The sequence below is a fragment of the Synechococcus sp. C9 genome (genome assembly GCF_022984075.1).
Classification (GTDB): Bacteria; Cyanobacteriota; Cyanobacteriia; order Gloeomargaritales; family Gloeomargaritaceae; genus Gloeomargarita.
Map to the genome: position 1 here is coordinate 1,150,646 of NZ_JALAAD010000001.1, position 22,685 is coordinate 1,173,330.

26 protein-coding genes are annotated in these 22,685 nt (G+C 54.0%); 13 read left to right on the forward strand and 13 right to left on the reverse strand.

The window, feature by feature from the left end:
* Nucleotides 1–374 precede the first annotated feature (374 nt).
* The 3 genes from rpoD to MLD66_RS05745 are packed head-to-tail and all read right to left on the reverse strand — an operon-like array spanning nucleotide 375 to nucleotide 2,479.
* Entirely contained in the window at nucleotides 375–1,499 is a 1,125-nt protein-coding gene (gene rpoD / locus MLD66_RS05735) for an RNA polymerase sigma factor RpoD (RefSeq protein ID WP_247215978.1), read from the reverse strand.
* Between the two features lie 20 nt (nucleotides 1,500–1,519).
* A complete protein-coding gene (locus tag MLD66_RS05740) occupies nucleotides 1,520–1,702 on the reverse strand; it encodes a hypothetical protein (RefSeq protein WP_247215979.1) in 183 nt (60 codons plus the stop codon).
* Nucleotides 1,703–1,714: 12 nt separating this feature from the next.
* Nucleotides 1,715–2,479, reverse strand: coding sequence for a MinD/ParA family protein (locus MLD66_RS05745; RefSeq protein ID WP_247215980.1), 765 nt, complete (start codon nucleotides 2,477–2,479; stop codon nucleotides 1,715–1,717).
* A 103-nt stretch (nucleotides 2,480–2,582) separates the two neighbouring features.
* On the opposite strand from MLD66_RS05745, the gene cax reads away from it, so the two are divergent.
* Genes cax through MLD66_RS05775 form a run of 6 tightly spaced genes read left to right on the forward strand, consistent with a single transcriptional unit; the run spans nucleotide 2,583 to nucleotide 6,667 of the window.
* Nucleotides 2,583–3,668, forward strand: coding sequence for a calcium/proton exchanger (gene cax / locus MLD66_RS05750; RefSeq protein ID WP_247215981.1), 1,086 nt, complete (start codon nucleotides 2,583–2,585; stop codon nucleotides 3,666–3,668).
* A complete protein-coding gene (locus MLD66_RS05755) occupies nucleotides 3,661–4,437 on the forward strand; it encodes a 3'(2'),5'-bisphosphate nucleotidase CysQ (RefSeq protein ID WP_247215982.1) in 777 nt (258 codons plus the stop codon). Before cax ends, MLD66_RS05755 begins: the two co-directional genes overlap by 8 nt.
* A 24-nt stretch (nucleotides 4,438–4,461) precedes the next feature.
* Nucleotides 4,462–4,782, forward strand: coding sequence for a DUF3067 family protein (locus MLD66_RS05760; protein WP_247215983.1), 321 nt, complete (start codon nucleotides 4,462–4,464; stop codon nucleotides 4,780–4,782).
* Nucleotides 4,783–6,027, forward strand: a complete 1,245-nt coding sequence (locus MLD66_RS14495; protein WP_281438417.1) for a lipid-A-disaccharide synthase — start codon at nucleotides 4,783–4,785, stop codon at nucleotides 6,025–6,027. It abuts the gene before it with no gap.
* A gap of 19 nt (nucleotides 6,028–6,046) precedes the next feature.
* Nucleotides 6,047–6,418: a hypothetical protein gene (locus MLD66_RS05770; RefSeq protein WP_247215984.1), complete on the forward strand. Its 372-nt coding sequence runs from the start codon at nucleotides 6,047–6,049 to the stop codon at nucleotides 6,416–6,418.
* Between the two features lie 27 nt (nucleotides 6,419–6,445).
* Entirely contained in the window at nucleotides 6,446–6,667 is a 222-nt protein-coding gene (locus MLD66_RS05775; protein ID WP_247215985.1) for a hydrogenase maturation nickel metallochaperone HypA, read from the forward strand.
* A 459-nt stretch (nucleotides 6,668–7,126) separates the two neighbouring features.
* Here MLD66_RS05775 and MLD66_RS05780 read toward each other — a convergent pair whose 3' ends face one another.
* A complete protein-coding gene (locus MLD66_RS05780) occupies nucleotides 7,127–9,241 on the reverse strand; it encodes a hydantoinase/oxoprolinase family protein (protein WP_247215986.1) in 2,115 nt (704 codons plus the stop codon).
* Nucleotides 9,242–9,373: 132 nt separating this feature from the next.
* Between MLD66_RS05780 and MLD66_RS05785 the strand changes: the two genes are divergently transcribed.
* Nucleotides 9,374–10,324: a transposase gene (locus MLD66_RS05785; protein WP_247214935.1), complete on the forward strand. Its 951-nt coding sequence runs from the start codon at nucleotides 9,374–9,376 to the stop codon at nucleotides 10,322–10,324.
* Between the two features lie 72 nt (nucleotides 10,325–10,396).
* Nucleotides 10,397–10,777: a hypothetical protein gene (locus MLD66_RS05790; RefSeq protein ID WP_247215987.1), complete on the forward strand. Its 381-nt coding sequence runs from the start codon at nucleotides 10,397–10,399 to the stop codon at nucleotides 10,775–10,777.
* 124 nt (nucleotides 10,778–10,901) lie between these two features.
* Here the strand turns inward: MLD66_RS05790 and MLD66_RS05795 are convergent, their stop codons facing one another.
* Nucleotides 10,902–11,375 (reverse strand): DUF29 domain-containing protein, encoded by a 474-nt coding sequence (locus MLD66_RS05795; RefSeq protein WP_247215988.1) that lies wholly within the window; start codon nucleotides 11,373–11,375, stop codon nucleotides 10,902–10,904.
* Between the two features lie 298 nt (nucleotides 11,376–11,673).
* Here MLD66_RS05795 and MLD66_RS05800 point away from each other — a divergent pair, with 298 nt between their 5' ends.
* From MLD66_RS05800 to lysA, 4 genes are all read left to right on the forward strand, one after another.
* Nucleotides 11,674–12,348, forward strand: coding sequence for a CIA30 family protein (locus tag MLD66_RS05800; protein WP_247215989.1), 675 nt, complete (start codon nucleotides 11,674–11,676; stop codon nucleotides 12,346–12,348).
* Nucleotides 12,349–12,913: 565 nt separating this feature from the next.
* Nucleotides 12,914–13,879: a quinolinate synthase NadA gene (gene nadA, locus MLD66_RS05805; protein ID WP_247215990.1), complete on the forward strand. Its 966-nt coding sequence runs from the start codon at nucleotides 12,914–12,916 to the stop codon at nucleotides 13,877–13,879.
* A gap of 383 nt (nucleotides 13,880–14,262) precedes the next feature.
* On the forward strand, nucleotides 14,263–14,847 hold the full coding sequence (gene raiA, locus MLD66_RS05810) for a ribosome-associated translation inhibitor RaiA (RefSeq protein WP_247215991.1): 585 nt from the start codon (nucleotides 14,263–14,265) through the stop codon (nucleotides 14,845–14,847).
* Between the two features lie 51 nt (nucleotides 14,848–14,898).
* Nucleotides 14,899–16,248, forward strand: a complete 1,350-nt coding sequence (gene lysA, locus MLD66_RS05815; RefSeq protein ID WP_247215992.1) for a diaminopimelate decarboxylase — start codon at nucleotides 14,899–14,901, stop codon at nucleotides 16,246–16,248.
* Here lysA and MLD66_RS05820 read toward each other — a convergent pair.
* From MLD66_RS05820 to MLD66_RS05845, 6 genes are all read right to left on the reverse strand, one after another.
* The gene (locus MLD66_RS05820) at nucleotides 16,245–17,249 is read right to left on the reverse strand and encodes a DUF928 domain-containing protein (protein WP_247215993.1); all 1,005 of its coding nucleotides are present in this window, start codon (nucleotides 17,247–17,249) and stop codon (nucleotides 16,245–16,247) included. The two genes, lysA and MLD66_RS05820, sit on opposite strands and share 4 nt — an antisense overlap.
* A gap of 29 nt (nucleotides 17,250–17,278) precedes the next feature.
* A complete protein-coding gene (locus tag MLD66_RS05825) occupies nucleotides 17,279–17,509 on the reverse strand; it encodes a hypothetical protein (protein ID WP_247215994.1) in 231 nt (76 codons plus the stop codon).
* A gap of 588 nt (nucleotides 17,510–18,097) precedes the next feature.
* Complete coding sequence (locus MLD66_RS05830; RefSeq protein ID WP_247215995.1) at nucleotides 18,098–18,448, reverse strand: hypothetical protein; 351 nt, start codon at nucleotides 18,446–18,448, stop codon at nucleotides 18,098–18,100.
* A 288-nt stretch (nucleotides 18,449–18,736) separates the two neighbouring features.
* On the reverse strand, nucleotides 18,737–19,198 hold the full coding sequence (lspA, locus tag MLD66_RS05835) for a signal peptidase II (RefSeq protein ID WP_247215996.1): 462 nt from the start codon (nucleotides 19,196–19,198) through the stop codon (nucleotides 18,737–18,739).
* The gene (locus MLD66_RS05840) at nucleotides 19,195–19,770 is read right to left on the reverse strand and encodes a biotin transporter BioY (RefSeq protein ID WP_247215997.1); all 576 of its coding nucleotides are present in this window, start codon (nucleotides 19,768–19,770) and stop codon (nucleotides 19,195–19,197) included. The genes lspA and MLD66_RS05840 overlap by 4 nt, the downstream gene beginning before the upstream one ends.
* The gene (locus tag MLD66_RS05845) at nucleotides 19,767–20,276 is read right to left on the reverse strand and encodes a hypothetical protein (protein WP_247215998.1); all 510 of its coding nucleotides are present in this window, start codon (nucleotides 20,274–20,276) and stop codon (nucleotides 19,767–19,769) included. The genes MLD66_RS05840 and MLD66_RS05845 overlap by 4 nt, the downstream gene beginning before the upstream one ends.
* Before the next feature lie 176 nt (nucleotides 20,277–20,452).
* On the opposite strand from MLD66_RS05845, the gene MLD66_RS05850 reads away from it, so the two are divergent.
* Entirely contained in the window at nucleotides 20,453–21,181 is a 729-nt protein-coding gene (locus tag MLD66_RS05850) for a DevA family ABC transporter ATP-binding protein (protein WP_247218990.1), read from the forward strand.
* Here MLD66_RS05850 and MLD66_RS05855 read toward each other — a convergent pair.
* Both MLD66_RS05855 and nusA read right to left on the reverse strand, forming a co-directional pair.
* Entirely contained in the window at nucleotides 21,096–21,419 is a 324-nt protein-coding gene (locus MLD66_RS05855) for a YlxR family protein (protein WP_247215999.1), read from the reverse strand. The genes MLD66_RS05850 and MLD66_RS05855 overlap by 86 nt on opposite strands.
* A gap of 9 nt (nucleotides 21,420–21,428) precedes the next feature.
* Complete coding sequence (gene nusA, locus MLD66_RS05860) at nucleotides 21,429–22,652, reverse strand: transcription termination factor NusA (protein WP_247216000.1); 1,224 nt, start codon at nucleotides 22,650–22,652, stop codon at nucleotides 21,429–21,431.
* Between the last annotated feature and the right edge of the window lie 33 nt (nucleotides 22,653–22,685).

Below are 22,685 nucleotides of genomic sequence, written 5' to 3' on the forward strand. Positions count from 1 at the left end.
ATTATAGAACAGCCGCATTTTTTGGATTTTTGTACTTACATTTCCGGTGATGAAGTAAGGAGTGAGAAGTGAGATTCCCTAGAACCAAATACGGGGCGATGCCCTGCAACCCTGCACTCCCTGAGTACAAAATTTTCACTTACATTTCCGGTGATATGGCTATGACAATCCCAGACGATTACTGCGAATAAAAAGGTTACATGGCTACACCACCCAGGAGAGGAGAACTAGGGCGGGGCAGTGCTTTGAAAACCCTAAATTTTCTGAGGTTTCCTAAGTGAAAAGATGCACTCACAACGCAAAGGGGATGGCTGGGGCGACCGCATCGTATCGCCCGGTTAGGGTTGCCATCATGACATCATCCAAGGGGCGGGTTAACGGATATATTCCTTAAGAATGCTGTTGCGGTTGGGATGGCGCAGTTTCCGCAGGGCTTTGGCTTCGATTTGGCGGATACGCTCCCGGGTGACATTAAACGTTTGACCGATTTCTTCTAGGGTCTTCATACGACCGTCATCTAACCCATACCGGAGGCGTAACACATCCCGCTCCCGGGCACTCAAGGTACTCAACACACTTTCCAAATCTTCCCGCAGGAGATGCTTTGCCACCTGATCCTCCGGGGTCTCCCCATCCGCCTCAATAAAATCCCCCAACCGGGAATCCTCTTCCTTACCGATGGGGGTTTCCAGGGAAATGGGTAACTGGGCAGATTTGGCAATAAACCGGAGCTTTTCGATGGTAATTTCCATGCGGGTAGCAATTTCCTCTTCCGTCGGTTTGCGCCCCATTTCCTGAGAGAGAATTTTGGTGGTTTTTTTGATGCGAGAAATGGTTTCGTAGAGATGCACCGGCAGACGAATGGTGCGGGACTGGTCGGCAATCGCCCGGGTGATGGCTTGGCGTATCCACCAGGTGGCATAGGTGGAAAATTTGTAGCCTTTTTCGTGGTCAAACTTTTCGGCGGCACGGATCAAACCCAAACTGCCCTCTTGGATCAAATCCTGAAACGATAACCCCCGATTCATGTATTTTTTGGCAATGGAAACCACCAGCCGCAGGTTGGATTGCACCATTTTTTCCTTCGCCCGATACCCCTGGCGCAACCGCCGCTGAAAATCCGCCAACGGTAAACCCACCAATTCCGCCCAGGTGCTTTCGCTCGGGAGACAGCCGTGCTGGTGAATCCAGTTCTCCCGCTGCCGTTCAAATTCCAGCAATTCCGCAATCTGCCGAGCCAGTTCAATCTCCTCATCCGCCCGCAACAGCCGAATCCGCCCAATTTCCTGCAAATACAGCCGAATTGAGTCTTCCGTATAGGGATTTTTCTTCGCCCCCGCCCGTTTGCGCCCGGAACGGCTCGGCGTACTGCTTTCCTCCTCTGGATCGTCCAATTCGTCCAGGAGTTCCAGGTCGCTCAGGTCATCTCCAGGGGCATCGCCCAAGTCATCGAGGGAAGGGTCGGCAAGGGTGGGGAGAGCATCACGCACCTGGGTCATCTTAATGGGTACTCCTTGGTCTAAAATGAAGGTGGACAACCGCCTATATTAGCAGGGGAAAAGCGGAATGGCAGGGCTAGTTTCCCTATTTTCCCGCAAGGCACTTTTATTGTAATCCCGGCAACAACGAAACCAACTTTATTTTGCCCTTTTTTTGGGGTTTTGACCGTAAAACCACCGAAAAATATCCAGTTAATTGTCATATATCGTTACATTTAACTGGCGGTAGTTGCACCAATTTGGGCGGCCACCTTGCGTACCTCTTGGGTGAAGGGGTGGTCGGGGTAGCGCAGGCAGAATACGCCACTACTGGCGAGTTGCAACATTTCCTCATTTTCAAAGAAAATGCCCGCCACCGTCGCCTGGTAGCTCTGTTCCACCTGTTGGCGAATTACCTCCGGGGCAAAGGACTGGGGCATTTTATTGACCAGGAGCAAAAGTTGGGGAATGTCCAGCTTGCGGGCGACTTCCACGGTGACGGCGGTGCCCTGGTAGTCCTGGCGGTCGGGGCGCAGAATCAGGAGTAAACAGTCGGAAATGGCAATGGAGAGCAGGGTTTCCTCATTCAAGCCCGGGTGGGTGTCAATAAATAGGTAATCCAATTGGAGGGTGTCGATCAGTTCATCAAACCCTTCGCTCAGCAAACTCATGTCGAAGCCTTCCCGCAACACCCGGGCAATTTCCCCCGCTCGCAAACTGGAGGGGATCAAAAAAATTTTCCCGGATTCTGAGGGCACCACCTCGGTGACATCCACGGCGGCTTCTTCGATACGACAGCGACCCCACAGGTAGTCATTCAAGGACAGGCGCATATCGTCCTCATCCAGACCGAAGATGGCATGGATGCCCGGGGATTGAATATCCGTATCCACAATGCCGACCCGCCGTCCGCCCAGAGCCATCGTAACGGAAAGATTGGCGGTGAGATTGGATTTGCCCGTCCCCCCCCGGAAGGAATGGACAGAGATGATTTGGGACATAACTTGGCTCCTCCGCCACCCTCTGGGCTGATCTTACCAGGTCTGGGTCGGGTATATTGAAAACGGCACTGGCACCCAACGCCTGTTGGTGAGGAGAGGATTGATGTCGCTGAAAACCAAGATTTTTCTGGGGTTATTAGTTTTTGTGCCGGTCGCCTTTTGGGTGGAAACCCTGCCCGTTTCGCCGCTGGTGGTGTTTGCCATTTCGGGGTTGGCGATTGTACCTTTGGCGGGATGGATTGCCAATAGTACCGAGGAAATTGCGGTGGTGACGGGACCAACCATTGGCGGTCTGCTGAATGCCACGTTTGGGAATGCGACGGAATTGATTATTGCCATTGTGGCTCTGCGGGCGGGTTTGGTGGAGATTGTCGAAGCCAGTATCAGCGGTTCGATTATTGCCAATTTGCTGTTAGCCCTGGGGTTGGGGGCCCTGCTGGGGGGCTTGCGGGTGCCGGAGTTGACGTTTCAATCCAATACTGCCCGTATGAATGCCTCGTATTTATTACTGGCGGTGACGGTGCTGTTGACCCCGACGTTGATTGTGGTCACGTCCCCCACCTTGGAGGCGGGTTCGATCCAGGGATTTTCGGTGGTGACTTCGGTATTACTGCTCATTTTCTACGGCATGAGTGTCTTGTTTTCCATCAAACGCTCCCAAGAGACAGAGGAATTGGTGTCCGCCAAAGCCAATGGGACGGGGCATGGGGAAGCGACCCATCACCATAACATCAATATCCCGCTTCAGGTGGGAATTTTGCTGGTGGCGACCGTGGGCATGGTGTTTGTTTCAGAAATTTTGGTGGGCAGTTTGGAAAAAGCGACAAAGGATTTGGGGTTGAGTGAGTTATTTAGCGGCGTGATTTTGATTCCCCTCTTCGCTGGGGTGGTGGAATACATTGCCTGTGTAACTTTTGCCTGGAAAAATAAAATGGATTTGGCGTTTAATGTGGCGATTGGTTCCACGGTGCAAATCACCATGTTTGTCGCCCCCCTGTTGGTCTTAGCCAGTTCCTTTTTCCCGAAACCAATGAGTTTGCAGTTTAATCTCTTTGAGGTGTTGACGGTGGCGATGACGATTTTGATTACTAATTCCATTGTGAATGATGGGCAAATGAATTGGCTGGAGGGGCTTTTATTATTGGTAACCTATGCGGTGTTGGGGACGGCCTTTTACTTTCATGCTTGAGGAACTGGCGGTTTTAGAACGGGCGTTACGTCAGGCTGGGCAGGCGGTGCGCCAAGTCGTCCAAACGGGGTTAAAAACTACCTATAAAACCGGGGATGACCCCCTCACCCAGGCGGATTTGGCGGCGAATCAGGTACTACAGGCAACCTTGCTGGGGGCGTTTCCCACCGATGGCTGGCTCTCGGAGGAAACCCGGGATGACCCAGGGCGGTTGACCCAAGGGCGGGTGTGGGTGGTGGACCCGATTGACGGCACCCGGGAGTTGGTGCAGGGGATTCCCGAATATGCCCTGTCGGTGGCGTTGGTGGTGGCGGGGGCACCCCGGTTGGGCGGCGTGTACAACCCGGCGCAGGATGAATTGTTCCTGGGGGTGGTGGGGGAGGGGGTGACCTGCAATGGTCAAGCGGTGCGGGCGGATCATGCCTTGGGCGAGATTCCCCTGGTGTTGGCGAGCCGCTCGGAGGTGCAACGGGGGGAATGGGAACGGTTTGGGGGACAGGTGCAGATTCAGGTGGTGGGTTCGATTGCCTACAAGTTGGCGTTGGTGGCGGCGGGGCGGGCGGATGCGACCTTTAGCCTGGGGCCGAAACATGAGTGGGATGTGGCGGGGGGCGTGGCGTTGGTGTTGGCAGGGGGGGGGGTGGCGACGACCGCCGGGGGACAGGTTTTGCAATTTAATCAAATGCCTCCCCTTGTACCCAATCTGGTGGCGACGACGGTGCAGGCGGCAGGGGTCATGGGGCAGATTTTGGCTCCCGCATTAGGATAGAAGGGAGCAGTGCGGGGGGCGGGGATGAAAACGGCGGAGGACTTGCGGCAGTTGTTGCAAAGCAAGTGGGGTTATGCCTACGATGTGCAACTGCGGCCATTACGCAATCGGATGTACTTTCAGGTGATGTGGCGGTATTTGGAGCAGGTATCGTTTCCCTTGACTGAGGAGGAATATCTGGCACATTTGCACGAGGTGCTGTTGTACTTGCATGAATGGCAGGTGGTGGAGCAGGTGTGGCATTGGTTGGAGCAGACCCGGGAACGGCCTCGGCTGGGGCGGGCGGTGAGTTTGCCGCTCAATTTGGGGCAACGGGCGGGGGAGTGGCTGGGGGAACCGGGATAAATGCCCACAGCGGATGTCCTGATTTTGACCAATGGGCCGGGGGAGGTGGCGACCTGGGTGCGGCCGGTGGTGGCGCAATTACATACGCTTTGGGGTTCAGCCCTGCGGATTTCGGTGGTGTTGTCCCCCTGTCCCCACAGCACCGGGGCGGAGACGCATATCCTCCAGCAGATGCCGGGGGTGGCACGGGTGCAGGCGGCAAAGGATTTTTGGCCGTTTCTGCTCTGGGGGCGCACGGCGCAGGGGTGGGATTGGTTGCCCCGGGGGGTGGTGCTGTTTTTGGGGGGGGACCCGTTCTATTCCCTGGTGTGTGGCCGCCGGTTGGGTTATGCGACCTTGGCCTATGCGGAGGTGCAGGTGCGCTGGCCCGGTTGGTTTACAGCGCTGGCCTTGGCAAAAAAACACCTGTTGAACCAGGTTCCCCAACCCTATCGCTCTCGGGCTAAGGTGGTGGGGGATTTGATGGTGGCGGCGGCGGCGGAAGCCACTCCAACTCCTCGCCTGGGGCACCTTGGCCTCCTCCCCGGCTCCAAGCCCAACAAACTCACCCAGGGGGTGCCCTTTTGCCTGACGGTGGCGGCGGGATTGTTTGAGCGTGATCCGGACGTGACTTTTGTCCTGCCTGTGGCTCCGACGTTGACCCTGCAAACCTTGGCTCGCTATGCCGACCCCCAGCACAATCCCATCATTTCCCGGTTGGGTTGGCAGTCGGCGACCCTGGCGCAAATCGGTCAAGACCATTACTTTGTCCTGAAGAATGGCCTGCGGGTGCGGTTGGTGCAGGCGTTTCCGGCCTATGAGTGCTTGCGGGAATGTTGCGCTTGTATTACCACGGTGGGGGCGAATACGGCGGAACTCTGTGCCCTGGGGGTGCCGATGATTGTCCTGGTGTTGACCCATCAGACGGTGGGGGAGGTGGCCCGGGCGTGGGATGGGATTCCGGGGATATTGGCGAATCTACCGGGCTTGGGTCAGGCATTTGCCACGGCCTACGGGGGGTGGATGCGTCAGCGGCTGGGGCTGTTGGCTTGGCCGAATATCTGGGCGGGGCGGCGGATTGTCCCGGAGTTGGTGGGGGCGATTGCCCCGCAGGCGGTGGTGGAAATGCTCTGCCAATGGTTAACCCAACCGGAGACCCTCGCTCAGATGCGCCAGGAACTTTTGCAGGTGCGGGGGCCCTTGACCGCTGACCGGGCAGTGGCGGCGATGGTGGGGGAACTGCTGACCAATGGTAGGATAGAGTGATGGTATTTGCAGGTTCACCGTGTATTTTTACTACGAACCCCCCTACTTACTGCTGGTCATGGGGCTATTGGCGGCTCTGACGGCGGGCACAGCGTTTAATGCCCTGCTCAAACAGTCGGTGCAGTCCTGGCAAGCCCAACATTCCACCCGGACGTTGGCGGATTTGCGGCGACAGCTTCAGCTTCCCATTGTCGGTATTGCCGGGGGGATGACCAGTTTTTTGACCGCCGGGGTGAATATCTTTGGTTTTCCCTGGCAGTGGGCGTTGGGGGTGGCGATGGGGTTGACCGTGGTCACGACCCTGCTGATTTGGGCACAGTTGAACCGCCTGTTGGTGGAGTTAGAGCGGGGCAATGGGTCAGCCCTGTCCTTGGATAATTTATTCATGTAGCGGCTCCTCCTATGAGGAATTGCCCCCATGTTCCATCCAAATGATGGTAGGGTTGCCTCCCCGGAATTGAGTCCCCAAGACCGTATCCTCTGGCAACAACTTCTCATGGAATTAAATCGGCATAATCTGTATTGTGTTTGTGGTCAATGTGGCTATGAATGGGTGGATTCTCAAACCGAGATGCCCTGTCCCCGTTGTCACTCTCAGCAAATTCAGGTCATCCCCTGTTGGCAATTTCCCGATGATTGATAACCGCACTAGACCGTACAAAACTGTCTAAAAATCAATCCATAGCAATTCCTTGAACAGAACTTTTGCAAAACCAAATACGGGGACGATGCCCCTGCGACCTATAGCTAGGTAGGTTACAGTCTTTTAAGTGCTTATGGGATACAGTTGAACCCCACTTGCCGTAAGTCAATTATTATTCTGAGCCTTAAGAATGATGGAGGCTTTTTGTATCCTTTAATTGATAAATAGACTGTAAGGTTGTCGCCTTAAGATTCATGGCTACGCCACGCAAGCTATGGGAAACCAATGTGGGGCTACGCCCAGCGACCCATATCATGTCAACCTTTGTATGCTTAGCTATGGGACAGGGTTTGCAGGTAAAGGCGAATGTCGCAAACTTGTTTGAAATGACTATAACCGCCCTGTTTGATTGTCCAAATCTCTAGATTTTACAGAAACCCTCTGCCTAACTCTCAGTTAAACGTTCACCGCTAACAACAAAATCATCTCCATATCTGCCCCATAGGTTTCTAATTCCAGAGTGACCAAAGCCACAATCTGAGCGGGGGTCACTAACCCGGAAAAGTCCAAAATCCGCTCTGGCAGGAGAACCCACACCGCTGGGTACAATTCCCCCCCATCCCCATAGGTTTTGTGGGTATTAAGCAGGTCGGGGAGTATGGCGATCCCTTGTCCAACGGTGGTGGCGTGAACCACAGCCCGGCGCAGTTGCAACACAATCACCCCGTCCCGGTGGATGACCCGCAGTGGTGGATAACCCTGCCCCCAGCGGGAAGCCTGCCGTTGATAAATCCGGTAGTCCCCCTGCACTGCCACCAACTGAACCTGCTCTTTGCGACAGCCTAGGGATTGCGCCGCCAGGGTCAGTAAATGCGCCGGTTCTGGGGCAGAACTCTCCCGCCGGGTTTGCAATTCCAACGCCCCCGTGCCTATGGCAATGATCTTCTGCTGTCGTTGATCCACCTCCACCCGCACACTAATGGTGGCTGGATGCGCCCCCATCCGGGTGACCGCCTGCACGACCTCCTGGCGTAACTGCCGCACCTCCGCTGGGGTGGGATTGACTACACTCCGCTCGATGGTTTCCTGGATCAAGCCCAGGGCAACCCCAATGGCGGCAATCACCTCCGCATCGGGAGCCAACCAGTGCGGTAGCCCCATCTTTTGCGCCACGTAGGGCACCAACGCCCCCGCTCCCCCGCCTCCGCCCACCAAAACCACGCTGTCCCGTTCCAGTTCATACTCGGCGATCAGCCGCTCGATCACCCGTTGCACCTTCCGGCTGGCTAAATCCAGCACCCGTTGCGCCAGGGCAGTGGGGGTCATGCCCAAATCCTCAGCCAACCAAGTCACCCGGGTTTTGCCCGCTGCATCCAGGGTCGGTTCAGCCAATAACCCCAACACCACCGCCGCATCCGTCGGGGTAAAGGTCCAAGCGGGTTGTCCCCCTTCTGCCACCGCTAAATAATGCTGAGATGTTAATGTCTGCCGTTGCCATTGGTCGGGTGCCGGGGCGGTATCGGTAAAGCTCATGTACTGCAAGTTAGCAATATGGGCACTGCGGGGTCCCACGTCCACCAGCCGGTTTCGCTGCAGGCGGGGTACAGAACCCCCGGCAATCCCCAGGGTACGCACATCCAAGGCTTTCAGGTACAACCGTTTGCCCGCCACCTCCGCCGTTTTCACCTGGGGTCGCCCCTGGAGAATCACGGAAATATCGGTACTGGTGCCACCCACATCCAAAAACAACCCCTGGGAAACCCGGGCATAGCCCAGAGCCGCCGCTACTCCTGCCGCTGGCCCCGAAAGAATGGTCAAAATCGGGCGTTGGCGCATTTCCGCAATCCCCATCACCCCCCCATCGCTCCGCATGATCATCACCGGTGCCGTAATGCCACTGGCTCGCACTGCCTGTTCCGTACGGTTGGCGGTTTCCAGCATCCGGGGCAAAATCGCCGCATTGATCACCGCCGTGCGGGTGCGTAACCCCAGCCCATAGAGTTGGGACAATTCACAGCCCGCCGTTGCCAAAAAACCCTGCTGGCGCAACCAGTCCACCACCTGCTGTTCCGGCTCGGGGTCATCCACCGCAAAGGCACCACTGACGGCAAACACCTGTGCCCCTTGGGATTGGAGTGCAGTCACCAACTTTTCTAAATCCGCCCCATTCACCCCCCCATCCGTCGCCAGCCAGCCGTGACAGGTGGGTAAAAACTGCCCCGGTGCCAGTTCCACATCCCGTACCCGGGTTTGCGCCTGCGTCACCCATCCCAACAGGCGATTGCTGAGGGCAATAATGCCAACCGTCGCCACATCCCCCTCCAGGAGCGCATTGGTGGCTTGGGTCGTACTGTGGGCAATCAGTTGAATTTGCGTTGGTTCCAACCCCGTGACCCGCAATAATTCCTGTAAGGACTGGACAACCCCCTCGGCCACCCCCAATGCCGCCCGGTGGGTCGTAGGCACCCGCACCTTCCCCAACAAGTGATGGCTGAGGGTATCCACCGCCACCGCATGGGTAAACGTGCCCCCCACATCAATGCCAATTTTGATCCCCGCCGGGATGGTCATGCGCTCCCCATTCGCAAAAGACGCTTAGAATGATGGTATCGGGCAGTAGTGTTGAATGTTAACGAAAGGGTGGAAAAGGGAGACTAAAAATGGTATTTTAGATTGGTAGAAACCACGAGTAACAGTATTTTTATGAGACGACAAATTCAGGGACTTATCAAGCCCTTGCTGAACCTTCTTCCCAAAAACGACTATCCAGTCTTGGATACTCGCTTGTTTGTACTCATATGGATGCACTTCATTTTAGATGCAAGAGTCGCCACCATGCGGGGCTTATTCTTCCTCTTGAATCATCTCAATTTTAAAGTTGACATATCAACGTTTTCTAAGGCGTGTAAACATCGTAGCACCGAGCCGTTTCAAGTGATCCTAAGAGAACTGCAAAAACGGCTTAAACATCATCAAGGTGAATTTAAGCACTTATTCCCATTAGATTCTACCATTATCACCCTGACCAGCAAATTATTCTGGCACTACAAGCAGGTAAAATTGACGCTTGGCCTGGATATAAATGAGGGCAATATCGGTGACGAATCAATTATATTTGGAAAGACTAATGACCATAAAATTGGGCATCTTGTGATTGGGACGATACCTGAGAATGCCGTTGGTATCATGGATAGGGGTTTTGCTTCCTGGAAATTAATGGACGAAATGTGTAAACGAAATACATTGTTTATTGTGCGGATTAGAAATAATATGAAGTTGCAACCTGACAATCCGGATATTCGGGTAATTCAATTTTTTAATGAAGAGGAAAACACAGAATATAGGCTAGCGACTAACGTGACTTCGATGACGGATGAAGAGATTTGTTCAGCCTATCGTTTGCGCTGGCGAATTGAGTTGCTTTGGAAGGCACTAAAGATGCACTTGAAATTGGATAGAATCATTACCAAGAATGAGAATGGTGTGCGGCTACAGATTTATGCCGTATTGATTGGTTATCTAATTTTAAGATTGCTGGAGATAGGTCACAATAAGACCTATGAATTGATTGACAAGTTGCGATATTTACAAATAGAAATAGGCCGACACTGTAGCTTCATGGAACTCGTAGGGGTAGAGCCGCTCGTAGGATAACCCTGACCCCTTATGTTAAGTTTTATTACGGACATTCAACACTACTGGGTATCGGGAAAGGAACCTAGGACGATGGGCAAATGGAGTGCCCAAAAAATTGATCTCAACCGGGTGTACCCTTGCCCCTGTTGTCGCCGGGGGGGTCGGTTACAGCAAATTACCTTGACCGATGCCTTTGGCTGTGACCGTTGCCAGCAAATTTTTGTACTCAAAGAATCCGATCAAATTCTCGAGCAACTCAGTAGCACCTATCCCGCCCAACGGGCGTGGTTTTGGGATGGACAATCTTGGCAAAGACTCTATCAAATTTGGGGACGGGTCACACCCTTAAATGGGATTTCCCTATTATTAATTCGCCTCCCCTTACTATTTATTTTATTCTTGCTGGTGATCATATTATTAGCGATTTTCGGCTTTATTCAAATTTTGGCGACTTGGTTACATAGCCGCTAATTCCCATAGCAATCCCAAACCATTACGCAACAGAAATTCTCCAGAACCATACACCGCAGGTGCTTCTTTGACGAGGGGGTACCCCTGCGACCCTTGTTCTGAAGTCAGTTAGGATTGCTATAGATTATTTGGGTTGCCAAGGGAGCCAATCTTCATCTAGGGCTTGCTCCAAGGTAAAGTCAGGCGCTTCGGGAATGAAACTAGAGGATATTTTCATGGCTTTAAGTATAACTTTCCGAGCTTTTTGGTAGGATACCGAAAACTTTTCACTTAAAAAAGGTTTGAGGCTAGGGCTATCCTGGATAATCAATTCAATTTCTGAACGAAAATTACCGATTTCTAAAATCCAGCCCCTAAAACAACTCTTCCGCTCAGATTCCCAATATTTGAGTTTGAGCAGATGTTCACAAAGGCGCAAGAGGTAGCTAGAAATGGCGTGTTTTTGACTCTTGCCCAAGCTTTCCACCTCTGCAATTAAATTCTCTAAATCAAGGTCACGGAAGTGCCCTGATTTTAACTGGGCAACGGTGCGATCAATCCACAGCTGATAGTCCGTATCATATAAGGACGTGGGTTTGGCTTTAATTTGAGGTTGCATTACTCATTTTCTCCAGGTTGCCGTCGTTCTTCTCCTAGGGTAGCGTCTCTGCAAAATTAACCTACTTAAACCTTGATCACGCTCATCAGTTTCCCTAAGGGCACTTCTAAAAATGGGTCGCAGGGGCGTAGCCCCCGTCTTGGTTCTCGATAGGATGGGCATTTTAGCGAAATAATCTTCCAGTGGTGGTAATAAATAAATAGAGGTGCCCTTAAGTTATTTACTAACTATATGTTCCTCAGTACCCTTTAACGCCAACCTCCTTTATGATAAAAAAGGTGAAGTATTGTGTGTCCCCATGCAATTTCCCGATGTGGGTCGGCTCTGGCAAACGGTGACCTATTTTGAGGCACTGCCGGTCGTCGCCTGTATCCAACGCACCCTTGGACTGAACCCACCCCCCGCTACCGTCATGCCCCAAGGGGAACTGCTCATGGATTTGACCCAGCCCGCCCCGGTTGCCCTCTGGGGTGCCCTGGATGACGTGGTAATGGGGGGCATGAGCCGAAGCGAGTTGGTGCCTGACCCCAGCGGTGCCCGGTTTGAAGGGACGGTGACCACCCAAAACAACGGTGGGTTTGCCTCGATTCGTACCCGGAATCTGGAACCCCCCTTGAATCTGGCGGATGCCACTGGTCTGGCTCTGCGAGTGCGGGGGGATGGCAAACGGTACAAACTTCTGCTGAGGGACAGTTCCAGTTGGGACACCCTCGCCTACGGTGCGGAATTTGACACTCAACCCGCCACCTGGATCACCGTGAAAATCCCTTTTGCAAACCTAGTGCCGGTCTTTCGGGCCAAAACCGTTCCCACTGCCCCCCCCATTAATTTGCGCCAGGTGGTCTCCCTCCAAATCATGTTGAGTAAATTCGCCTATGATGGGCAGATCAACCCCACCTTCCAGCCGGGGGACTTTCGGTTACAAATTGCTACTATTAGCACCTATCGGGACGACCCATCCCCGGCACTTTAGCAAATAGCTAATGGGGGGCGTGAATTCTTTAGCAATGAATGTAATTGCTTGCCTAATTGAGCTTACCCGGATTAAATTTTGTGATAATCCTACTTAAATTTAGGGCATCTCCATTTATAGCAATCCTACTTGATTAACAAATAGCAATTCTCCAGAACCAAGGACGGGGGCGGTGCCCCGGCGACCCCTATTCCATTCTCATTGAGGACTGCTATATTTGCGCCAACCAAACATCTCATCGTTGGCATACCCATGTTACCCAGTGCCCCCTGCAACCATTAACTTTGAATTGATAAAGGTGCCCTTAAATTTAGTAGTACTATAGCAATCCTACTTGCAAGAATTTTCCAGAACCATACACCGCAGGTGCTTCTTTGATGGGAGGGGTGCCCCTGCGACCCTTATTTTAATTCATCTTTTAATTCATCTAATTCTCATCTAATTCATCGGTAAGGATCGGCGGCGGGCTGGGCCCGGATAGGGCAACCTCAACCACCCCGATTCATTTTTGGTAAAATCAACTATAATTAAACAAAGCGTTACAAACTCTCTCAGGAGCGGGTCTATGTTGTTGCCAGTCATGGAAGCGGCGGTTCTGCCTCGGGACTTGGCGGGGGCGGTGCGGGCACTGAAGCAGGAATTGCGGGCGGTGATTTTGGCGCACTACTATCAGGAACCCCAGGTGCAGGACATTGCCGATTATGTGGGGGATTCCCTGGGCTTGTCCCGGCAGGCGGCTCAGACCGAGGCGGATGTGATTCTCTTCGCCGGGGTGCATTTCATGGCGGAAACAGCTAAAATTCTCAATCCTGAAAAACAGGTTTTGCTCCCGGATTTAGCCGCTGGTTGCTCCTTGGCGGATACCTGTCCCCCCGCAGAATTTGCTCAATTTAAGGCTCGTTATCCTGATCATTTGGTCATTTCTTATATCAACTGCTCAGCGGCAATTAAGGCCATGAGTGATATTATTTGCACCAGTTCCAATGCGGTAGCTATTGTGCAACAAATCCCCCCGGATCAACCAATTTTATTCGCCCCGGATCAAAATTTAGGACGCTATGTGATGCAACAAACCGGGCGGGAAATGGTACTCTGGCCGGGGAGTTGTTTGGTGCATGAAACCTTTTCTTATCAACAGTTGGTGAAGCTGAAAGTCCGTCATCCCCAAGCCAAAATTATTGCCCACCCGGAATGTGAAACCCCGGTTTTAGGGCTGGCGGATTACATTGCATCCACCAGTGGGTTACTCAAATATATTCAGCGGGATACAGCCCAGGAATTTATCGTGGTGACCGAGCCAGGCATTATCCACCAAATGCAAAAAGCGGCTCCTGAAAAAACCTTTATTCCTGCCCCCGCCAACAACGGTTGTGCCTGTAATGAATGCCCATTTATGCGCTTAAATACTTTAGAAAAAGTCTATTTGGCATTGCGGGATCGACAACCGGAAATTACTTTGACGGAGGAAATCCGTTTGGCGGCATTGGCACCTTTGGAGCGGATGTTGGCGATGAGTGAGGGGATTCGCTGAAATGGAAGTCCACCACCGGCAACATTAACCTTCTACGCACATAACAATCCCATTTGATTAACGCAATTCCCCAGAACTAAGGTGCTCCGTTTCCGTTGATGGGCACTGGCAGAAAATAATTCTGCTGAAAGACCCTGATTACCAAAAACTCAAGATGTGGCAACCCGGATTCGTAACTCGCTGGGGATGGTGCCCTTGCCACCTGTAATTCCTCAATGCCCAATAAATTAATGTTTTCTTTAGGGTTTGGGTGAACAATTTCTGCAATCTTTGGGTGAGGTTAACAACAGATTACAAGAAGTTAAAGACTCCGAAAGGGAAGGTATGGCTAGTGATAGTTTAGAAATAGTTAACAACCAATATCCTATTTGGGGTTCATGCCTATGAAACTCGTCATTCATGGCAAAAATATTGCCATTACCGACCCCATCCGTGCCTATGTGGAGAGTAAATTAGACAAAGCCTTGGGGCATTTCAATGGTTTGATCACCGAAGTGGATGCCCACCTATCCGTTGCTCGTAATCCTCGGATTCACGATACCCACATTGCGGAAATCACCCTCTACGTGGGCGGAACCGTCATGCGGGCGGAAGAACGGAGCGAAAATCTCTATGCCAGCATTGACTTGGTAGCGGATAAATTGGCGCGGAAAGTGCGGAAATTCAAGGAGAAAAAACAGGCGAAACTGCACAGCACCCCTGTCCTGGTTACACCGGCGGAATTGGTGCCCCCCCAACCCCAGAGCGTGCCGGAATTACCCAAGGAGGTGGTGCGCCGTAAATACTTTGCCATGCCGCCCATGACGGTGGATGAAGCGTTGGAGCAATTGGAACTGGTGGACCATGATTTCTATGTATTTCGCAACGTGGAGACCGGGGAAATCAATGTGGTCTATGAACGCAACCACGGGGGCTATGGCTTGATCCAACCCCGGGGCAACGGCCACGCCCCTCCTAAATCCCACTAACCGGCTCAGCGGGGGTTACACTAATAAAGCATCCTTGTTAATGTGACCCCTATGCTGGCCGCTGAACGTGCTCCCAACCAGCAGATGTTGCCCCTGACCGCCCAGACCAACGGGCAAGGTCATCTGGAAATTGGCGGTTGTGACGTGGTGGAACTGGTGAGCCAGTGGGGTTCCCCCCTCTACATCCTGGATGAAATCAGCCTCCGCACTGCCTGCCGCCATTACCGGGAGGGTTTGCGCCAGGATTATCCTGGGGATGCCCTGGTGATTTATGCCACCAAAGCCTGGTGTTGTCTGGGGGTGTTGGCGGTGGTGGTGAGCGAAGGGTTGGGCTTAGATGTGGTTTCCGGCGGCGAATTGACCACGGCGATCCGGCTGGGGGTGTCCCCGGAGTTGGTTTATTTCCACGGGAACAACAAATCCCTGGCGGAATTGCAACTGGCTCTGGACTATGGGTGCCGGGTGGTGGTGGACAATTGGTACGAATTACAGACCTTAGCCTCCCTTGCGCGGGGGGTTCAACGTCCTGTCGAAATCATGCTTCGTTTTACGCCAGGGATCGAATGCCACACCCACGAGTACATTCGTACCGGGCACCTGGACAGCAAGTTTGGGTTTGACCCCCAGCAATTACCCGCCGTCTTTACCTGGTTGCGGGAACATCCCCAGCTTAAATGTATTGGGTTGCACGCCCACATCGGTTCGCAGATTTTCGCTTTGGAACCCCACCGGGACCTGACCGAGGTGTTGGTGGAGGTTTACGCCCAGGGTTTGCAGGCGGGTTTGCCCCTGCGGGAGGTGAATGTGGGGGGCGGTTTGGGGATTCGTTACACGGAGGCGGATCACCCCCCGGCGATTCGGGACTGGGTGCGGGTGGTGAGCAAGGGCATTACCCACCATTGCCAACAGAGGGGTTTGCCGCTACCTAAATTGATCTGTGAACCGGGGCGGTCGTTGGTGGGGCCAGCCTGTGTGACGGCTTATACGATTGGCGGACGCAAGGAAATTCCCGCTGGGCGTACCTATATCAGTGTGGACGGGGGAATGTCCGATAATCCCCGACCCATTACCTACCAGGCGCAGTACCAGGCGGTGGTGGCGAATCGGGTGGCTGACCCGCTAGCGGAAACCGTGACTGTGGCGGGAAAACACTGCGAATCTGGAGATATTTTATTAAAAGATATTGCCCTCCCACGCACGCAACCGGGGGATATTCTGGTGGTGTTGGCAACGGGTGCCTACAACTACAGCATGGCTTCCAACTACAACCGGATACCCCGACCGGCGGCGGTTTTGGTGCAAGATGGGTCTGCCAATTTGCTGATCAAGCGGGAAACCTGGGAGGATCTGCTCCGCCAGGATTGCCTACCGGAGCGGTTGATCACTCCCGCAACACCCTAAAAACAGCGGGCGGCGCCCCCCTGGGGATTGGGTTGAACACAGCGCAGGGGTTGGTTGGCAATGGCGGAAAACCCAATTTTCCCCAGCAGATTGCCCCAGTCCTGCAGCAATTCCTGGTTCGTGGGATTTTGCCGCCGCAGGGCCACCAACATTTGCAAAGCATCGTACCAGACCCCCGCCTCCGCCAAAATGGCTGGGTAGTCCCCCAGATCGGCCTGGGCAAGCGCCGCCGTTAACCGGGGATTATTTGGGGAAATCCGTTCGATCCGCCCCAGGGCAATCATCCAGGCATCCGGTTCCCCGGCCATGCCATCCAGAGTACACTGTACCGCAAGGGACCATTCGTATTCCTGCCCCACCGCCAAAGGGGCCACCGTCGCTGGCAGGGTCAGGCTCCCAATCCCCCCGCCGCTACTGGTAAAGGTTTCGCTATGCACCAACTCCCCAGGCTGACCTTGACTATTCACCCGCCGGAGTTGAAATTCGACCGGGGTGGGCCGTTCCAATTCGGGGATGTACCAAAAAAAGGTGGCATAGTCCTGGAGGGTTTGGCCGTAATTGCCCTCGGGTAGGAGTACCCGCAGTTTTTGTTCCTTGTCCTTGGCACAGCCCGAACCCCGTTTAGACCCCCCCTCCCGATTGCCAGGGCGACCCACCGTAGGTAAATTCAAACTGGCAAAGGCTGGGCGACGGCGGGTGGGGCTGGTTGCTACTCTTTTCGGTTCCACCTGTGGGGGGAGGGGGGTGGCTAAAACGTCTGCCACACTGGGGGTTGCGCCCTTCGGTAACACCAATTTTTGCCCCACCAAAATCAGGTCTGGGTCATTGCGTAAACTGGGGTTGGCCTGCAACATCTGTTCCAGGGTGACATTGTGGCGACGGGCGATCCCGGTCAGAGTATCCCCCAAACGTACTGTGTATGGGGACTGCGCCCAGCCGGTAGGTGCCCAGCAGAGCATACCACCGACCAACAAACCTGCGACCCATCCATACCGTTTCATCCGAATCCTCCTTGAAATTTAATCGAAATTTAATTGGGTTGGGGGGTGCCTTGGGCGGGGTCAAGCTGAATCTCCAGCAGGGGCGCAGGATTCTGATATTCGCAGATTTCCCGCTCCAACCGTTGCTGACCGACGCTGATGAACCGTTGCGAGCTGTTAATCCCCAGGGATGAAGGGCCGGGAATGCCAATCAGGGGCATACAGGGGTTTCCCTGTGCAAGAAGCAGACCCACAGCCATCAGCGGAAGCATGACCGTCACCAGAGAACAACGAACCCAAACTGTCTTGACATTTTTATCCTGGTCTGATTATACCCGAGAGCGAGGGGGGAATCATCACGGGGTGACAGTGAGGGGGATCACTGCCGGTGGATTGATTTCCTTCCCCCGTTCAAATCAAAATTTATGAACATTAGGGTAATTTAATGAATATGGCAATACTAACTGAATTGAAAATGGGGTTTGCAAGGCACCATGCCCGTCCTTGGTTCTAAGTAATTTCCGTTCGTTAATCCAGTAGGATGGCTATATCAATTTCGCAGTTTTTTAACAAGTGCCTGAATAATCTCAACATGAAAAGTAATAGTGCTTTAATAGTGCTTTTACCAACATCACCCCCTTGTGATTCCTAATATAGCAATCCTACTTAATTTAGAAACAAAAATTTTCCAGAACCATACACCGCAGGTGCTTCTTTGACGGGGGCAGCGCCCCTGCGACCCCTGTTCTAAACTCATTTAGGATTGCTATAGCATCGCTTTGATTCATGCAGGACTCCGTCGTCCAGCTTGATGTTAACGGGCGTTTTACTGGCAAGTTTCAGGTATTGTTCCGAGCGGGGTCTGCGGTCTAACTCGCTACCAACCCCACCAGTTCCCAGCTTTGATTGTTGCTGATCGCTGTCCTAATTTTTTCAAACACCTGCTGGCAATGGTTGTGCTGGTGAAGCGACAGTTCTTCATTTTTGGCCACCACCTGCAAACGCACCTGCTGATTGGGATACCGTTCTAGCAAAATTTCCGCCGTCACCAAACGGTTAAACCGGGACAAGGGCACCGAGCCGGGAATTTCCCGAGCCATTAGGTAATCTTCAGAACGATACACCACATTCAAATCGCACTCCCGCAGGGTCTCCGCCAGGGTAGGCAAGAGATTTGGGCTTGGCGCATCTAAAACGAACCAACCAATATAACGGGACATAGGCAACTCGCTGAAAAAAAAAAACAAAAAGATATGCGGACATCAACCCTAGATGATTCATCTGTGCAAACTGACTACAACCTATGGATTAACCCTAGGTGTACTATACACATAATGACTCGGTTTTGCATATAGCCATCCCTATTCCTTGGCAATTGATTGGCCCCATTGGCACCCCCAAAATGTTATCTGGTTGGAATGCCCAGATCATCCAGGAAAGCCGGGGTTACGCCCTTAGAACTGCCTTATCTGAATTTTGCAGAATGGGTGCAGGCGCCGCTCAAAAAATCAAGAATTTTTACTGAATTGGGAACGCAGGTAATGCCAGAACAGGCAGACCAACCCCAAGTTAATCCACACATCGGCTAAATTAAAAATGGGAAAATTGATCCAACGCACATCCAAAAAATCAATTACTGCCCCCAACCGAAAGCGGTCAATGCCATTTCCCATCGCCCCCGCCAAAATCAGCCCATAGCCCCACTGTTCCGCTACGGCCAACCGTGGCCCCCGCACCGCCAAGGCCAGCAACCCGGCACTCACCGCCACCGACAGCCAGCGCAACCAGGCCGTTCCCTGGGCAAAAAGACTGAAGGCCGCCCCCGTATTCAACACATAGGTGAGATGCAAGACCCCCGCCCACAGGGGCCAGGATTCCCCCAGACCGAAGTGATGCACCACCGCATACTTACTGAGTTGATCCACCAGGACCCCCACCCCACTGGCAACCCAAAACCATCCCTGTCTCACCACCGGGCCGCCACCCCCAACCGCCGGGCAACGTAGGCCAGCAGTACCACCCCGCACAGGGCCAGCAGTTGTCCCACCAGGGGCGTGAGGGTGTAATGGGCCGCCCAACTCAGCCATTCCGACCACCGGGGATAATGAACCGCCAACCCTGCCAAGCCCACCAGATGCACCCCCAGCAGTCCCAACCCCGCCGCCAGGGTCAAATGTTCCAGGCTGAGGGGCAGACGAAACGCCAACTCCCCGCACACCCAAGCCCCCAGCCCCAGCCCCAGCAGATAACCCAGCCCCGGTTCCCGCAGATACTGCCAGCCCCCCGCCCAGGTAAAGACCGGCCACCCCATCAACCCCAGGGTGAGATAGGCGATCACCGCCACCGTCGCCGCCCCCCGCCCCCCCAAACAGGCGGTCAACAGCATTGCCCCCACCTGCCAACTGCTCACCACCGGCCACAGCCACACCCCCAGGGACGGCCATTGCCACGGGGGACTCACCACATACACCCCCACAAACGTCCCCAGCACCAACAGCACCAAGCCACTCATCGCCCAAAATCCTTCCCGTACCCAGATCATCGGGTTTCCAGCACATTCAGGGATTGGGGTTGAAAGCGCAAAACAATTCCCTTCGCCCGGTTCACCAAGCCCGCCCCCTGCACCACCACCACATATTTCCCTTGCTTCACCGCCTGGACATAATTGGGCAACCCCCACTGCGCCAACTGCCCCAACCCGCCCCCCACCACCACACTGCCCATGCCCCCCGCCACCGCCCCCAGCAGTCCGCCCAGCAGGTGATTTCCCCACACTCCCGCCCAGGACGTGAAGGTTTCCAGCCCAGTCAAAATGCTAAACCCCACCCCACTCACAAACCCAAAGGGCACCAGCCAATAGGTAAAAAAATTGGGTCGCCAGCCCCCCTGGGGCAAGGGATAATCCGCCACATCCCGATAACCCCGCCCCACCAACGCCACCGCTTCCAAAGGCAAACCCGCTTCCTCCAGGGCGGAATAAACCGCCTCGGCTTGCAAACGGTCGGGCAGGAGCGCCACCAAATACTGCATAAATGTTATGTATGACAACCAAACCCTCTTGACTATTCTACCGCCCCGCTGGGCTGGGAGTTGGAATCCGTGTTCCAGGGATGAAATGTTCGGTCGGGGTTAATAAACTCATCAATTCAAACTCATCCAAGCCCCATGCCCTAGGATGAAAGGATTAAGATATTTATAAAATGTTAAAAATTTTGGAAATTCCCATGCTCACTGCCGTTGCCCCAGCCCCCCCGTTGGTTGCCCCCTCGGAACCGGTGGTAGCCATCGAGCATTTAGAACATTCCTTTGGGGACGGCGACCTCTGCAAACAAATTTTATTCGATATTAATCTCACGATCCGGGCGGGGGAAATTGTGATCTTAACGGGTCCTTCCGGGTCAGGCAAGACCACGTTATTAACCCTGATTGGCTGTTTGCGGTCGGTGCAAAAAGGCAGTTTACGGGTGTTGGGGCAGGAATTAAACGGTGCCAGCAAAGCCACCCAAATCCACCTGCGCCGTCACATTGGTTATATTTTTCAGGCGCATAATTTATTGGAATTTCTCACCGCCCGCCAAAATGTGCAAATGGCTTTAGAACTGCATCCCCACATTCCGCCCAAGCAAGCGAGACTTATGGCAGAGTCCATGTTGCGTGCGGTGGGATTGGGGGAAAAATGCAACAGCTATCCCCACGACCTCTCCGGGGGACAGAAACAACGGGTGGCGATTGCCCGTGCCCTAGCAAGCCATCCCCGCCTCATTTTGGCGGATGAACCGACGGCAGCTTTGGATAGCAAAACCGGACGGGAAGTGGTGGATTTGATGCAAAGACTCGCCAAGGAGCAGGGCTGTGCCATTCTCCTAGTCACTCATGATCACCGGATTCTGGATATTGCCGACCGGGTGGTGCACCTGGAGGATGGGCATCTGGTACAGGATCAGGTGTTGTGAGCCGTGCCCAGAGGGTGGCGTAAATTTCCGGGGGAATCGGGGCTTTGAGGACTTTGCCCAGGCGGTTTTTATGTTGCGCCTGCTGCAGACAGGACTGTTGAGGACACAGGTACGCAGAGCGACCCATGCCCTCGTCCAAAACCACCTGATGGGTAGGGAACAGCCGCACGACTCGCCAGAAGCGTTCCCGGGGGGCAAGGGTGCGGCAACTCAGACAACGGCGGGTGCCGGGGGGCATTGACCGCTCCTAGTCGTCCCCTGGGACGGGGGGATGGTTCCGCTGTTGTTGTTCCCGCTCGGCGATCAATGCCTGCATCCGGGCATCTTCGGCGGCGGCATCGTATTTATTAACGTCCTTGATGTCAATTTTCCAGCCGGTGAGCCGGGCGGCGAGACGCACATTCTGCCCCTCCTTGCCGATGGCGAGGCTCAACTGGTTCTCATTGACCAGCACATGGGCTTGGCGACCATCCGGGTCCATCAGGCGCACCGCTTCAATCTGGGCGGGGCTGAGGGCGTTGGCGATGTAGGTGGCGGGGTCGGGGGACCACCGGATCACATCAATTTTTTCCCCCCGCAATTCGTTGACCACCGCCTGAATCCGGGAACCCCTTGCCCCAATGCAAGCACCCACCGGGTCCACATCCCGGTCCAGGGTATCTACGGCAATTTTGGTGCGGGGTCCGACTTTCGGGGTCGGGGGATTGGCTTCCCGTGCCACCGCCACGATCCGCACAATTTCATCTTCCATTTCCGGGACTTCGTTGGCAAAGAGGTACACCACCAGCCCGGCATCCGCCCGGGACACCACCAACTGGGGACCTTTGTGGGGACCGTCATGCACCTGTTTGAGAAAGAATTTGTAGGTACTGTTGGGGCGGTAATTGTCGTTGGGCAGTTGTTCTTTTTTGGGCAGTTCCGCTTCCACCTCGGTTTGGTTGTAGCCGCTACTCACCCCCACGATCCAGGAACCCCGTTCAAAGCGCAATATCCGCCCCTGCAAGACGGTGCCCTCCAGGTCTTGAAATTCCTCCTGGATCAGCCGTCGTTTCAGTTCCCGCAGGAGTTGGTTAAACACCTGTTTGGTCTGCATCGCCGCCATCCGCCCCAATTCCCGGCGGTCCTCCGGGGACACATCCAGCACCACCGTCCCCCCCAACTGGGCTTCGGGGATAAAGGGCTGGACTTCCTGGAGTGCCACCTCGTGGTCCGGGTCTTTCACCTCGGTGACAATCGTTTTTTCCGCCAACACCCGGAAGCCCCCCTCCTCCAGATCCAGTTCCACATCAAAATTTTGGAAGTACTCTTCCGTCAGGTTGGGGTTGTTAAAATCCCGCGCCCGCCGGTGTTTTTCGTACCCCTTGAGCAGGGCTTCCCGCAGGGCTTCCTGCAGGTCCGCTTTCGGTAAATTGTGGGTACGGCTGATCTCGTCAATCAGTTCTTTGAGATTGGGCAAATTGATAATCGACATAGGGATTCCCTAGGTATTCAGTTGGTTGAGTCA

Coding starts and splice junctions, on each gene's coding strand:
- rpoD (WP_247215978.1), bottom strand. CDS start 1,499: ATGACCCAGGTGCGTGATGCTCTCCCCACCCTTGCCGACCCTTCCCTC.
- MLD66_RS05740 (WP_247215979.1), bottom strand. CDS start 1,702: ATGACAATTAACTGGATATTTTTCGGTGGTTTTACGGTCAAAACCCCA.
- MLD66_RS05745 (WP_247215980.1), bottom strand. CDS start 2,479: ATGTCCCAAATCATCTCTGTCCATTCCTTCCGGGGGGGGACGGGCAAA.
- cax (WP_247215981.1), top strand. CDS start 2,583: ATGTCGCTGAAAACCAAGATTTTTCTGGGGTTATTAGTTTTTGTGCCG.
- MLD66_RS05755 (WP_247215982.1), top strand. CDS start 3,661: ATGCTTGAGGAACTGGCGGTTTTAGAACGGGCGTTACGTCAGGCTGGG.
- MLD66_RS05760 (WP_247215983.1), top strand. CDS start 4,462: ATGAAAACGGCGGAGGACTTGCGGCAGTTGTTGCAAAGCAAGTGGGGT.
- MLD66_RS14495 (WP_281438417.1), top strand. CDS start 4,783: ATGCCCACAGCGGATGTCCTGATTTTGACCAATGGGCCGGGGGAGGTG.
- MLD66_RS05775 (WP_247215985.1), top strand. CDS start 6,446: ATGTTCCATCCAAATGATGGTAGGGTTGCCTCCCCGGAATTGAGTCCC.
- MLD66_RS05780 (WP_247215986.1), bottom strand. CDS start 9,241: ATGACCATCCCGGCGGGGATCAAAATTGGCATTGATGTGGGGGGCACG.
- MLD66_RS05785 (WP_247214935.1), top strand. CDS start 9,374: ATGAGACGACAAATTCAGGGACTTATCAAGCCCTTGCTGAACCTTCTT.
- MLD66_RS05790 (WP_247215987.1), top strand. CDS start 10,397: ATGGGCAAATGGAGTGCCCAAAAAATTGATCTCAACCGGGTGTACCCT.
- MLD66_RS05795 (WP_247215988.1), bottom strand. CDS start 11,375: ATGCAACCTCAAATTAAAGCCAAACCCACGTCCTTATATGATACGGAC.
- MLD66_RS05800 (WP_247215989.1), top strand. CDS start 11,674: ATGCAATTTCCCGATGTGGGTCGGCTCTGGCAAACGGTGACCTATTTT.
- nadA (WP_247215990.1), top strand. CDS start 12,914: ATGTTGTTGCCAGTCATGGAAGCGGCGGTTCTGCCTCGGGACTTGGCG.
- raiA (WP_247215991.1), top strand. CDS start 14,263: ATGAAACTCGTCATTCATGGCAAAAATATTGCCATTACCGACCCCATC.
- lysA (WP_247215992.1), top strand. CDS start 14,899: ATGCTGGCCGCTGAACGTGCTCCCAACCAGCAGATGTTGCCCCTGACC.
- MLD66_RS05820 (WP_247215993.1), bottom strand. CDS start 17,249: ATGAAACGGTATGGATGGGTCGCAGGTTTGTTGGTCGGTGGTATGCTC.
- MLD66_RS05830 (WP_247215995.1), bottom strand. CDS start 18,448: ATGTCCCGTTATATTGGTTGGTTCGTTTTAGATGCGCCAAGCCCAAAT.
- MLD66_RS05840 (WP_247215997.1), bottom strand. CDS start 19,770: ATGATCTGGGTACGGGAAGGATTTTGGGCGATGAGTGGCTTGGTGCTG.
- MLD66_RS05850 (WP_247218990.1), top strand. CDS start 20,453: ATGCTCACTGCCGTTGCCCCAGCCCCCCCGTTGGTTGCCCCCTCGGAA.
- MLD66_RS05855 (WP_247215999.1), bottom strand. CDS start 21,419: ATGCCCCCCGGCACCCGCCGTTGTCTGAGTTGCCGCACCCTTGCCCCC.
- nusA (WP_247216000.1), bottom strand. CDS start 22,652: ATGTCGATTATCAATTTGCCCAATCTCAAAGAACTGATTGACGAGATC.